General features: G+C 57.3%; 12 protein-coding genes. 5 read left to right on the top strand and 7 right to left on the bottom strand.

Annotated elements, in window-relative coordinates:
* Window positions 1–65: 65 nt before the first annotated feature.
* The 5 genes from hemL to ACESMB_RS04785 are packed head-to-tail and all read right to left on the bottom strand — an operon-like array spanning window position 66 to window position 5031.
* Window positions 66–1346, bottom strand: coding sequence for a glutamate-1-semialdehyde 2,1-aminomutase (gene hemL / locus ACESMB_RS04765; protein ID WP_372971017.1), 1281 nt, complete (start codon window positions 1344–1346; stop codon window positions 66–68).
* 3 nt (window positions 1347–1349) lie between these two features.
* A complete protein-coding gene (gene thiE, locus ACESMB_RS04770) occupies window positions 1350–2033 on the bottom strand; it encodes a thiamine phosphate synthase (protein ID WP_372971018.1) in 684 nt (227 codons plus the stop codon).
* Window positions 2021–2779, bottom strand: a complete 759-nt coding sequence (locus ACESMB_RS04775) for a hydroxymethylpyrimidine/phosphomethylpyrimidine kinase (protein WP_372971024.1) — start codon at window positions 2777–2779, stop codon at window positions 2021–2023. The genes thiE and ACESMB_RS04775 overlap by 13 nt, the downstream gene beginning before the upstream one ends.
* Window positions 2780–2820: 41 nt before the next feature.
* The gene (gene hemJ / locus ACESMB_RS04780; RefSeq protein WP_372927424.1) at window positions 2821–3243 is read right to left on the bottom strand and encodes a protoporphyrinogen oxidase HemJ; all 423 of its coding nucleotides are present in this window, start codon (window positions 3241–3243) and stop codon (window positions 2821–2823) included.
* Window positions 3244–3246: 3 nt separating this feature from the next.
* Window positions 3247–5031 carry a chloride channel protein gene (locus ACESMB_RS04785; protein ID WP_372971019.1) on the bottom strand — a complete coding sequence of 595 codons (1785 nt, stop codon included), beginning with the start codon at window positions 5029–5031 and terminating at the stop codon, window positions 3247–3249.
* Between the two features lie 133 nt (window positions 5032–5164).
* Between ACESMB_RS04785 and argC the strand changes: the two genes are divergently transcribed.
* The 4 genes from argC to erpA all read left to right on the top strand — a co-directional run bounded on the left by argC (window position 5165) and on the right by erpA (window position 7846).
* A complete protein-coding gene (argC, locus tag ACESMB_RS04790) occupies window positions 5165–6202 on the top strand; it encodes an N-acetyl-gamma-glutamyl-phosphate reductase (RefSeq protein WP_372971020.1) in 1038 nt (345 codons plus the stop codon).
* A 9-nt stretch (window positions 6203–6211) separates the two neighbouring features.
* Window positions 6212–6952, top strand: a complete 741-nt coding sequence (locus tag ACESMB_RS04795; RefSeq protein WP_372927739.1) for a DUF6776 family protein — start codon at window positions 6212–6214, stop codon at window positions 6950–6952.
* Between the two features lies 1 nt (window position 6953).
* On the top strand, window positions 6954–7427 hold the full coding sequence (locus tag ACESMB_RS04800) for a polymer-forming cytoskeletal protein (RefSeq protein WP_372927738.1): 474 nt from the start codon (window positions 6954–6956) through the stop codon (window positions 7425–7427).
* An 89-nt stretch (window positions 7428–7516) separates the two neighbouring features.
* Complete coding sequence (gene erpA / locus ACESMB_RS04805; protein ID WP_372971025.1) at window positions 7517–7846, top strand: iron-sulfur cluster insertion protein ErpA; 330 nt, start codon at window positions 7517–7519, stop codon at window positions 7844–7846.
* Between the two features lie 26 nt (window positions 7847–7872).
* Here erpA and ACESMB_RS04810 read toward each other — a convergent pair whose 3' ends face one another.
* Both ACESMB_RS04810 and ACESMB_RS04815 read right to left on the bottom strand, forming a co-directional pair.
* Entirely contained in the window at window positions 7873–8970 is a 1098-nt protein-coding gene (locus ACESMB_RS04810) for an anhydro-N-acetylmuramic acid kinase (RefSeq protein WP_372971021.1), read from the bottom strand.
* A gap of 3 nt (window positions 8971–8973) precedes the next feature.
* Entirely contained in the window at window positions 8974–10386 is a 1413-nt protein-coding gene (locus ACESMB_RS04815; RefSeq protein WP_372971022.1) for a peptidoglycan DD-metalloendopeptidase family protein, read from the bottom strand.
* A gap of 306 nt (window positions 10387–10692) precedes the next feature.
* On the opposite strand from ACESMB_RS04815, the gene tyrS reads away from it, so the two are divergent.
* Entirely contained in the window at window positions 10693–11895 is a 1203-nt protein-coding gene (gene tyrS / locus ACESMB_RS04820) for a tyrosine--tRNA ligase (protein ID WP_372971023.1), read from the top strand.
* Window positions 11896–12031: the final 136 nt, after the last annotated feature.

A 12031-nucleotide genomic window follows, 5' to 3' on the forward strand; every position in this document is an offset into this window, starting at 1 on the left:
CAGTGCCTACGATGGGGAAATGCTGCGATTGGGAACCGGCGCCAGCAAAAGCGTGGGGGCAAAGATCAGAGCATGTGCATAACCCGGCGGGCGGCCTCTGTGGTCTGGTGGATGTCGTCGTCGGTCAGCGCAATGCTGGTAAATCCGGCTTCAAAGGCAGACGGAGCCAGGTAGATACCTTCTTTGAGCATGCCCTGGAAGAACTTTTTGAACCGCTCCACGTCGCAGGCCATTACCTGGTCAAAGCGTGTAATGGCGGGCGCATCGGTAAAGAAGAACCCGAACATGGCTCCGGCGCTCTGCACGGCAAGGGGAATGCCGGTGCTGTCCGCCGCTTCTTTCAGGCCGTCCCGAACAGCATTGGTTTTTACAGTCAGCCGGTCGTGAAAGCCCGGTTCGGAAATGGCGTTAAGCGTCGCCAGCCCTGCGCACATGGCCAGCGGGTTTCCGCTGAGTGTGCCTGCCTGGTACACCGGCCCCAGGGGCGAGATGTGTTCCATAATTTCCCGCTTGCCCCCGAAGGCGCCTACTGGCAAGCCACCACCGATCACCTTGCCCAGTGCGGTCAGATCGGGAGTAACACCATAAAGGCCCTGGGCGCCGCCAAGGGATACCCGGAAGCCGGTCATCACTTCATCGAAAATCAGTACCGTACCGTGCTCGTCACACACTTCCCGAAGGCCGTCCAGGAAACCCGGTACCGGCGGGATGCAGTTCATGTTGCCGGCAACCGGTTCAACGATAATGGCAGCAATTTCATCGCCCATTTTTGCGAAGGTTTCCCGCACGCTGTCGATGTCGTTGAAGGTCAGGGTCAGCGTGTGTTCTGCCAGGCTGGCGGGAATGCCCGGGGAATTGGGCACGCCGAGGGTGAGGGCGCCGGAGCCGGCCTTCACCAGCAGTGAATCCACATGGCCGTGATAGCATCCCTCGAACTTCACGATCTTGTCGCGACCGGTATAACCCCGTGCCAGGCGCACCGCGCTCATGGTGGCTTCGGTACCGGAGTTCACCATGCGTACCAGATCAATGGACGGCACCAGCTCACAGACCTTCTTTGCCATTTCGGTTTCCAGGGCAGTAGGCGCGCCGTAACCGATCCCCTGGTCCACCTGGGCGTGCAGGGCATCCTTGATGATCTGGTTGCCGTGGCCCAGGATCATGGGCCCCCAGGAGCCGATGTAGTCGATATAGCGGCGGTCGTCTTCGTCGAACAGATAAGCGCCTTCAGCGTGCTTGAAAAACAGCGGTGTACCGCCGACTCCCTTGAAGGCTCGTACCGGAGAGTTGACGCCTCCGGGAATGTATTTCTGAGCCTCGGCGAATAGGGTTTCGGACTGGGTCATGATTCAGGACTCCTGATGTACGGAAGATGAGAAAAGTGGGTGATGGGTTGCAAACAGCCGGGCAAATTGGCGAGCGCGCCCCTCAATCGTGGCCGGATCGCCGTCGAACAGTCCACCAACCACTGCCAGCAGATCCGCGCCGGCGCGGATCAGGACTTCGCCATTGTCTGCTGTGATACCACCAATCGCGGTCACCGGTCTGCCGAATTGGCGGGCTCTGGCCAGTACCGAGGTGTCAGCGGCGGGTGCGTTCGGCTTTGTATTCGAGTTGAAAAACCGCCCGAACGCCAGGTAATCGGCACCGTCCCGGTCTGCGCTTGCTGCCAGGGCAAGGTCCGCATGGCAGGTTGCCCCTATGATCGCATGTTCACCAAGCTGTTGTCTGGCATTCACCAGAGAGCTGTCGGATTGCCCCAGGTGAACCCCCGCGGCACCGGAACGCCGGGCCAGCTCCGGGTCGTCGTTGATGATCAGCGGTACCCGGGCATTGTTGCACAGGGCGACCAGATCCCGGGCCTGCCTCAGCCGCTCGGGCTGCGGCGCAGTCTTCTCGCGGTACTGCACCAGTACGGCGCCACCACGCAGGGCGGCTGCCACTGCCGGTAGCAGCCGGTCTGCCGTTAACAGCTGGCTGTCGGTAATCGCATACAGGCCGGGCCGCAGGCCCTTGCGGTTCAGTTCTCCCATGGGATGCCCCGGTCTGGTACCGGCTGGCCTTCACCTACTTTGAGTGCGTGCCGGATGGCGCGCAGAACGTAATTCTGGGCCTGGGCAATAGAGGCGCGGGCGGAAAGCCCGGAAGCCCTGCCGGCAGCAATTGACGCTGCCAGGGTGCAGCCGGTGCCGTGATACTCACCGCCTATACGCTCGATATAGAAGTGCAGCGGATCCTGGTCGTGGTAATAAAGCGAATTGATGATTTCCTCGCCTTCGCCATGTCCGCCTGTCGCCAGTACCGACTCGCAGCCGGCCTCCAGCAGATTTTGCGCTGCGCGGGCGGGGTCTTTATCGCCTCCCAGCAGGGCCAGCTCAATGCTGTTGGGCGTGATGATTTCTGCGTGTGGGAACAGGCGCTCCTTCATGCGTTCAATCAGCGCCTCGTCTGCCAGGTCGCCGCCTCCGGCAGCCTTGATGACCGGATCGGTGATCAGCGGAATGTCCGGATGCGCGGCCAGGAAATCCACCAGCACGTCCACCACAGCGGCATTGCCCAGGGCGCCGGTCTTTATGGCATGAATGGGGGAATCGGCCGCCAGGCATTCAAGCTGCTGGCGAATAATCTCCGGGTCTGTTGCAGTGGCATTGTAGACATTCCGGGTGTCCTGCACAGTCAGGCATGAAAGCACAGGCATGGGGTGGCAGCCCAGTGCGGTAACGGCCTGGATGTCGGCCTGGATGCCGGCTCCCCCGGAAGGGTCAAGGCCGGAAACGATAAGAACGTGAGGGCGGTGGTGAAGTTTGATGGTCAGGCTCCTCAGAATGGTTTGACGGAAGCAAGAATGACAACGGCAACCAGAACCAGAACTGGCACCTCATTGAACCAGCGATAGAACACGTGGCTGCGGGTATTCCGGTCGTCGCGGAACACTTTTACCAGATGACCACAGTAGAAGTGGTAGACAATCAGCAGAGCCACCAATAGCAGCTTGGCATGTAACCAGCCCTGGCTCATGTAGCCCTGCACATTGTAACCGATGAGCCAGACTCCAAAAACGACAGTCGCCACCATGGAGGGAGTGGTGATGCCCCGGTAGAGCTTGCGTTCCATGATCTTGAAGCGTTCACGGCCGGGCTCGTCGTCACAGGCGGCGTGATAGACAAACAGCCGGGGCAGGTAAAAGATGCCGGCGAACCAGCACACCATTGAAATAATATGCAGGGCTTTGACCCAAAGCATTGGCTAACTCCGTCGGTATTGGTAATAGCTTTCGATATCAGCTTTCAGTACCACGCCGTATATCCGCTGAATCATCGGCGCCACGTGGCGCTGAACATACAGGGCTTCTACGCTGGTGTGCTCGAACTCGTTCAGTGCTTCTTCCAGTGTGGCCTGGTATTGCACCGGGGCAATATCCCGGCGATTGGCGGGAATATCCATCAGATCAACCTGTTCAGGAACTTCCGCTTCGTCTTCCTGCCCACTGCTGGCAGACGGTTTGGTGTCCTCAAGGTATCGTGCCAGATCCACCGCCGGTAGCAGGGCCGTCGGGCCGTTGCTGCCTTCAACCACCAGCCATTTGGGTTCTGATTTCAGAATCTTGCCGGCTTCTTCACGGGACAGGAAGCGTTCGGTACGAAGAATGCTCCGGTCCATGATGGCACCAACGGATACCCGCCTCAGTGCCTGTATAACCGGAGAGTTCTGGTAGCTCAGCCCCTGGCTCTTGAGAATGGTCAGGAACAGGGATTTTTTGCCGAAGGCTTCGCTGGTAACGAGGCTCGCCGTCGTGATCACCAGCATCCCCGGCAATATGATGTTCGGGTTCCTGGTGAGTTCCATCAGCGCCATGAGGGCTGCAAGCGGGGCCTGCAATACCGCCCCCATCATTGCCCCCATGCCGAGCATGGCGTAGAAGCCCACCGAGGACGCCGTGTCCGGAAAGATCTGTGCACCGATCAGGCCCATGGCCCCACCCAGGGTTGCCCCCATGAACAGGGTGGGGCCGATTACGCCGCTGGGCATGCCCAGGCCAAGCGTGACGGATGTGATGATCAGCTTGGCGATGCCGGCACCCAGCAAAAGCCAGAATGGCAACTGGTTGTCGAGAGTGTGCTGGACGGTATCGTAGCCGATACCCATAACTTCCGGCACCACGATGGCAAAAGGCACCATCAGCAGCCCTGCGATCGTCAGCCTCAGCAGTACCGGGCGGTGATGATGCCGGCCAGTGGTGTCCACCAGTTGAATGAATACCGCCGCAGCAACGCCGATGATAATGGCGATGGCGATAATCCAGGGAATTTCCAGCAGGGAATTCATGGTCAGCGGTGGCACGGTAAACGCTACCTCGGAACCATACATGGCCTGGCTCACCACGGCGGCTGTTACCGAAGCCAGGATGATCGGCGTAAACCCGGCAATGGTGTACTCCATCATCACCACTTCCATGGCAAAGATGACACCGGAAATCGGTGTATTGAAAGACGCAGAGATGGCCGCGGCGCAACCGCAAGCGACCAGCGTGCGAATACTGTTGTTGGGCAGCCGCATCCACTGGCCCATAAGACTGGAAACGGTTGCACCGAGATGAACCGCCGGGCCTTCCCGGCCCGCCGACTGGCCGGTGACAACGGTACTGACACCGGTCACGAACTGGACAAGAGCACTGCGCACGGAAATATAACCCTGATGGTAGTTCAGGCGTTCCATGACGTGCACAATCCCCACCTTGCGGTCGTGGGTGGCAAGATTGTGCATCAGCAGGCCGAGCCCGACAGCGCCGGCAAGGGGGAGGATTGCCCGGGTCAGAATGCCCAGTTCTTCAAAGGATTCTGAGCCGTCGCCGGGCAGGAAATATTCCAGTGGCCATTCTATGGCCAGCCGGAAAATCAGGATCACTCCGCCGGTAAACAGGCCGGACAGCAGGCCGAGTACTGCAAGCTGTGGCAGCGCATCCACACCGGACAGCCGGCGTCGGAAAACAGGGATCAGGTTCTCGGTAGTCTTGTGCCAGAATTTACGCATGAACGCTGGTTTTCCGGAGGTGAGTGATTTCCTGACGATATTGTAACCAGCGCCTGTCGGGCTGCAATAAGTCGTTGGTTTACATGTTAGACTATTGTGCTTTCGGGAACCTGAATTGTAGCTGGAGTAACTGGTGATAAAAGTAGGCATTGTAGGTGGAACCGGTTATACCGGTGTTGAGCTTCTGAGAATTCTGGCGGTTCATCCGCAGGCGACGGTGAGCTGCATTACATCGCGTTCGGAGGCGGGCATGCCGGTCGCCGACATGTTTCCGAACCTGCGTGGCCATTACGATCTCGCGTTCTCTGAGCCTGATGTTAAAACACTGGCAGCCTGTGATCTGGTCTTTTTCGCAACCCCCCATGGCGTGGCAATGCGGATGATGCCGGAACTGATGGCCGCGGGTGCGCGTGTTGTAGATCTGTCAGCAGACTTTCGCCTCAAGGATCTTGATGTCTGGGCGAGCTGGTACGGCATGCCCCACGAGAGTCCCGAATGGGCTGATAAGGCAGTCTATGGTCTTCCGGAAGTGGTGCGGGACGAAATTCGCGACGCCCAGCTTGTGGCCAACCCGGGCTGCTATCCGACAGCAGTTCAGTTGGGTTTTCTGCCCTTGCTGGAAAGCGGTCTGGTTGATCCGTCACGACTGATTGCCGACGCCAAGTCGGGCGCAAGCGGCGCAGGCAGGCAGGGCAAGATCGGTATGCTGCATGGAGAGGTGGGTGAAAGTTTCAAGGCCTATGGAGCCTCCGGCCACCGCCATCTCCCGGAAATCCGTCAGGGGCTGTCGCTGGCGGCCGGCAGTGAGGTGGGGGTCACCTTTGTGCCGCACCTGATTCCAATGATCCGTGGCATTGAAGCCACCCTGTATGCGGAGCTGAGTAACCCGGCGGACTTCGATCGCCTGCAGGCACTCTACGAAGACCGATTCCGTGACGAGCCTTTTGTGGATGTGATGCCGTTTGGCAGCCATCCGGAAACCCGCAGTGTCCGCGGTGCCAATAACTGCCGTATGGCGCTCCACCGCCAGGAACAGAGCAATATCGTTATCGTGTCGTCGGTTATTGATAACCTGGTGAAAGGTGCTGCGGGCCAGGCGATCCAGAACATGAACATCATGTTTGGTCTGCAGGAAACCATGGGGCTGGAAGCGCCCGCATTGCTGCCATAGGTCGGTCAGGTGAGCGAATCCAGAAAACCTGCTGAAGAATACGTTGTAATCCGGCATCGCCCGGGCTATCGGCTTCGCCGTACCCTGATTCTGCTGGTGTTTACCATTACCGCGGCCGTTCTGGGTTATGTGACAGGCATGGCTCAGGGTGGATTCCGGTTTTCAACCGCAGAGGAATCCCGCGATCGCCTTCAAGCCCAGGTAGAACAGCTTCGGGATCAGAACCGGGAGACCAGTCAGCAACTGGTCAACCTGGAGCGGGGTCGAACCATCGACGCCCAGGCATTGAATCAGGCCCGCAGAACCATCGTTGATCTGGAAACGCAGATCGCATCACTGAAAGCGGACCTGACATTCTATAAAAACATTATGGCGCCCTCGGAAACCAGCAAGGGGTTGCAGGTCGATCGTCTGGCTGTGCAGAGTGCGCGTCAGGACAGAGCCTACAGCTTCAAACTGGTACTGACTCAGGTAGGCGACAACAAAAGCTATATCGCAGGCGTGGTTGCGGTGAACGTAATCGGCATGCGTAACGACGAAAAGGAAGTAATCGCACTGCGAGACCTGTCCGATGACATTGATGACCTCGGCGTCAGGTTCCGCTATCGATACTTCCAGGATATTGAGGGCCTGTTGCGGCTACCGGATGGTTTTGAGCCCATTGAGGTTCAGGTGGTGGCACGTGCCGAAGGTAATAAATCGTCCCAGGCTGAGCGTACCTTTGACTGGGATGAACTAACGGAGAACTGACATGCTTGGCAAGAAAAAACAGAAACCCCGTCGCCCCAGTGGGCATTTCGATACCCTCGTTTCGTCACGGACAACCGTGGAGGGGGATGTGCACTTCTCCGGCGGACTCCACGTTGACGGTACAATCCGCGGCAGGGTAGTCGCGGAAGAAGGTGGCGATGCAGTGCTCAGGGTTTCTGAGGTGGGCGCTGTGGAAGGCGACATCGTGGCTCCCCACGTCATCATTAATGGCACAGTGCACGGTGACGTCTACGCGGCCACGCATCTTGAACTGGCGGAAAAAGCCTCCATCCACGGCAACGTCTATTACAATCTGATTGAAATGGCCATGGGCGCGTCGGTCAATGGCAGCCTGGTTCACCAGAACGAACCTGTCGGGCTGCTTGGTCGCGATAAGCAACAGGTAAGTACCCCCGCTATTGAAGAAGACAAGGCCGAGGGTCATGACGATGCGACTGTGTCCGACAAGGAATAGTTGATTGTTTTAGTCAGGAATATGATAATCAGGTCAGATCTTTTCTTGGCAAACCGGAGGCGGACTTGAGTGTAGTTCAGCAACAGGCAATGACACCGGTGTTTTTCAGTGCTAGCGCGGTGTCCAAAGTACGTGAACTGGTTGAGGAAGAGGGCAACTCTGACCTCAAGCTTCGCGTGTTTGTGACCGGTGGTGGCTGCTCCGGGTTCCAGTACGGGTTTTCGTTTGACGAGGCTCAGGACGACGAAGATACCGTGGTCGAAAAGGATGGTGTGATGTTGCTGGTGGATCCCATGAGCTACCAGTACCTGGTTGGCGCAACGGTGGACTACCAGGAAGGGTTGCAAGGCTCCCAGTTCGTTGTGCAGAACCCCAATGCAAGTTCCACCTGCGGCTGCGGTAGCTCTTTCTCCATCTGAGGCGCCGCCGGGCGCATCACGCCAGGTCAGGCGAAATAGACCGCGCCCAGAATTCTCTCCCCACTTGCCCCTGTTACGTCCGGAAGGTTTCCGGGCTTTCCTGAAAGCGTCTGGCTTGCCAGCCAGGCAAACGCCGTCGGTTCAACCCATTGTGGATCCAGGCCCAGCTCCGCGGTAGAGGCGATCCGGGAGGGGCTGCAGGTACGCTGCAATTCTCTCATCAACACTCGGTTCTTTGCGCCCCCGCCGCATACGAAAATGGTCATTCCGGGAGAGTGGGGTATCTGCTGTGCCACGGTTACGGCGGTCAGCTCCAGCAACGTTCGCTGCACATCCGCGCCGGACAGATCCGGATGCCGGTTCAACTGTATTTTCAGCCATTCGAGATTGAACTTTTCGGTGCCGGTGCTTTTAGGCGGCTTTCGCGAGAAATAGGCTTCGGAAAGCATGTCCCCCAGAAGACTCTGGTCAACGATACCTTCCTCTGCCCAGGCACCATCTTTGTCGTAAGCCCGGCCGGTCTGGTCCATACACCAGGCGTCCATCAGTGCATTGGATGGGCCGGTATCGAAACCGGTAACGGGTGCCTGGCCATCAGCAGGCAAGTGAGTGATATTGGCAATACCACCGAGGTTAAGAATGCATCGATCTTCGCCGGCAGAGCTGAAGAACGCGTTATGGAACGCGGGCACCAGAGGCGCGCCCTGGCCGCCAACGGCCATATCACGACGTCGGAAGTCAGCAACGGTTGTTATACCGGTACTTTCTGCGATGAGGTTGGGGTCGCCAATCTGAATTGAAAACGGGGCTGAGCCGTCGGGCTGATGACGAACTGTCTGCCCGTGGCTGCCAATGGCTTTGATGGACGTTGATGGGAGATCGGACTTTTCAATAACGCTGCGTGCGGCCAGCGCAAACAGCGCGCCTGTCGTGTGGTCCAGTTCGCCAAGGTCGTCGGGAGTGCCGTGGTTCTGGCTGAGGCTGCAAAGGCGCTGGCGGATATCGGCAGGGTATTCAGTCGTGTGGGTGGCATGAATCCGGATACGCTGTGCCTCGAACGACACCAGTATGGCATCAATGCCATCCATACTGGTGCCGGACATCAGACCAATCCATGCTTCCATGCTTTATTCGTCTGCGGCCAGAGCCAGCTGCTGGTAATCCTGGCGGAACAGCTCGAATTTGGCCACCTGCTGGTTGGCGAACTTTTGGAAGCGGGCCATTTCAGACTGCGGGACCGGCTTGGCATCCGGCAGTTTCACAGTCCGGGAATTTCGTGGGGACCCATTCACACGGAACTCATAGTGCAGGTGTGGGCCGGTTACCATGCCGGAAGAGCCAACATGGCCAATGGTGTCTCCCTGCTTGACCCGTGTTCCATTCTTGATGCCTTTGCCGAGGCGGCTCATGTGGGCATAGAGAGTGGTGATGTTGTCGCCATGCTTGAGGACGACGGTGCGTCCGTAACCACCTTTCCAGCCGGCAAACTGAACCCTGCCATTGCCTGCGGCCTTGATCGGTGTGCCCGGAGGCGCGGCGTAGTCGGTTCCTTCATGTGGGCGAACCACATCCAGAACCGGGTGGCGACGCTGGAGGTTAAAGGAAGAGGAAACCCGCGCGTTGATCGGAGTTCTCAGGAACGCCTTGCGCATGCTGCTGCCATCGGGACTGTAATAGTCGGTATCGCCATTGCTGTCGGTGTATTGAAGCGCAACGACTTCGTTGCCCCGGTTAACAAAGCGGGCGGAGATAATATTGCCGGTGTCGAATTTTTCACCGTCCAGATACAGCTCTTCGTACACCACCTCGAACCGGTCGCCCTTGCGAACATCGTAGACAAAGTCGATGTTCCAGCCGAAGATGCCCGCAAGCTCCATGGAGAGCCTGTCAGTCAATCCGGCTTCACGGGCGGCGATGTAAAGCGAGCCATCAATAATGCCGGAAGCAAAAGCAGGTTTCACGTCGGGTTCACGTTCAACGGTCTCACCTTTGAAGCCGTCTTCGGTCTTTTCGACCCGAAGGCTTTCAAGTAGGTTGCGCTGGAGGTCGACTGCAGCCAGTTCGCCGGCGTCATCGGTTGCAAACGAGATGGTTTCACCAGCATATAGCCGCTGCAGTTTGTCGGCTTCTCCTTCGCCGTGAATGACCGAGAGCATGACGCCATCATTGAAGCCGGCCCTGCCGAACAGTGACGACAGAGTGTCGCCTGACTTGATCTTGTATTCCTGCCATTGCAACTCCGGCTCGCTGGCCTCCGCCGTGGCAGCCGCAGTATCAAGTGCTTCAGGCACCTGAGGCTCATTCATGATCGCGATTATCTCTGCGTCTGCTTGTGCTTCCGGCTCGGGCTTTTTATAGGTTTCAGCCTGATCCACAGACCGTTTGTCTGATTCAGTGATGGTACCTTTATCAAGATCCAGCGCGTAAGCCATTCTGTTGGCTTCCACATCAGCGCTCGGGCTCATAAGAATGGCGGCAGCAACGACAACAGTGGTCGCAGCGGCAATGGTAATATGTGTTTTGGGGAACATTTTGAGCACGTGTCGCATCCGTTTTGATCGGCATTCCGGCAATTTGTACTGCCTAATTAAAGCTGTTGTTGAAGTATAGTCCAACAGATTACCGTATAAAATGCGCTCAGGACACCTTCAAACATTACCGTTGCCTGGATTCAGACCGGATTTCCTTGGCCAGGGTTGCTATAATCCCCCGCCTTAAATATGCGGCCCTGTTTAATAACTGAGCAGGAATACTTTAGCAGGGAGGTCGGTAACGCACAGATTTCTTTTGTAGATGTCTGTAACCGATCTTTCGCCCAAACCATCAGAATTGAGGATGTGTGGTTCATGGCATCTATTGATGAGGCACTGGCCGTAGTCAAGCGCGGCATGGATGAGTTGATTTCCGAAGAGGCGCTGATTGAAAAGTTGCAGCAGGGGCGTCCTCTCAGGATCAAGGCGGGTTTCGATCCGACAGCGCCGGATCTGCACCTCGGGCATACGGTACTGATCAACAAACTTCGCCAGTTCCAGGACCTGGGTCACGAAGTTATTTTTCTTATCGGTGACTTTACCGGAATGATCGGCGACCCCACTGGAAAAAGTGCGACCCGTCCGCCGCTGACAGAGGCGCAGGTTGCCGAAAACGCTACTAGCTATAAAGAGCAGGTATTCAAGATCCTGGATCCTGCCAAAACCCGGGTGGTGTTTAATTCGGAGTGGATGAACAAGCTATCGGCAGCAGACATGATTCGCCTGGCCGGTCAGTACACGGTCGCACGAATGCTGGAGCGGGACGACTTTACCAAGCGCTATCGCGCGGAACAGCCGATTGCCATTCACGAGTTTCTTTATCCTCTCGTTCAGGGTTATGACTCTGTGGCTCTTGAAGCCGACGTCGAGCTGGGAGGAACGGACCAGAAATTCAATCTTCTGATGGGCCGTATTCTGCAAAGGCATTATGGGCAGGCTCCCCAGGTGGTTCTTACCATGCCGATACTCGAAGGGCTCGATGGCGTCCAGAAGATGTCGAAGTCCCTTGGGAACTATGTGGGTGTTAACGACTCGCCCGGGGAGATGTACACCAAGCTGCTCTCCATGCCGGATGATCTGCTGTGGCGTTACTTCGAGCTGTTGAGCTTCAGGCCACTGGCGGAAGTAGAAGAGTTTCACGCGGCAGTAGATAGCGGTGCCAATCCTCAGGAGTACAAGAAGCTGCTGGCGGAAGAGATCATTACCCGTTTTCATGATGCGGAAGCGGCGGCGGACGCTCACAAGTCGGCTGGTAATCGGGTCGGTCTTGGTGAGATCCCCGAGAACGTCCCCGTGGTCGAGGTTTCCCTGAACGGGCGTGGGGAGTTGCACATCGTGTCTTTGCTGAAAGAAGCCAATCTGGCAAGCAATGGTAAGGCCGCCAAAGACGTATTCGGTCGCGGCGCCGTTTATATTAACGGCGAGCAGGTAACAGATGAGCGGATGTTCGCGCTCGGTGATGACTGCGTTGTCCAGGCCGGCAAAAAGAAGATTGCCCGTGTTCTGGTTAAGGATTGAACGGAACCCGGGGTTTTTGAGAAAATATCGAAAACCGCGTTGACACCTCAAGTGAGCTCTGTAGAATACGCATCTCTTTCGAGGGACACGCCCCTGAGGCGGGTCAGAAATTGAAAGGCAACCGTTTGAATTAACT

Source organism: Marinobacter sp. (assembly GCF_041686475.1).
Taxonomy (GTDB): Bacteria; Pseudomonadota; Gammaproteobacteria; order Pseudomonadales; family Oleiphilaceae; genus Marinobacter.

Coding starts and splice junctions, on each gene's coding strand:
- hemL (WP_372971017.1), bottom strand. CDS start 1,346: ATGACCCAGTCCGAAACCCTATTCGCCGAGGCTCAGAAATACATTCCC.
- thiE (WP_372971018.1), bottom strand. CDS start 2,033: ATGGGAGAACTGAACCGCAAGGGCCTGCGGCCCGGCCTGTATGCGATT.
- hemJ (WP_372927424.1), bottom strand. CDS start 3,243: ATGCTTTGGGTCAAAGCCCTGCATATTATTTCAATGGTGTGCTGGTTC.
- ACESMB_RS04785 (WP_372971019.1), bottom strand. CDS start 5,031: ATGCGTAAATTCTGGCACAAGACTACCGAGAACCTGATCCCTGTTTTC.
- ACESMB_RS04800 (WP_372927738.1), top strand. CDS start 6,954: ATGCTTGGCAAGAAAAAACAGAAACCCCGTCGCCCCAGTGGGCATTTC.
- erpA (WP_372971025.1), top strand. CDS start 7,517: ATGACACCGGTGTTTTTCAGTGCTAGCGCGGTGTCCAAAGTACGTGAA.
- ACESMB_RS04810 (WP_372971021.1), bottom strand. CDS start 8,970: ATGGAAGCATGGATTGGTCTGATGTCCGGCACCAGTATGGATGGCATT.
- tyrS (WP_372971023.1), top strand. CDS start 10,693: ATGGCATCTATTGATGAGGCACTGGCCGTAGTCAAGCGCGGCATGGAT.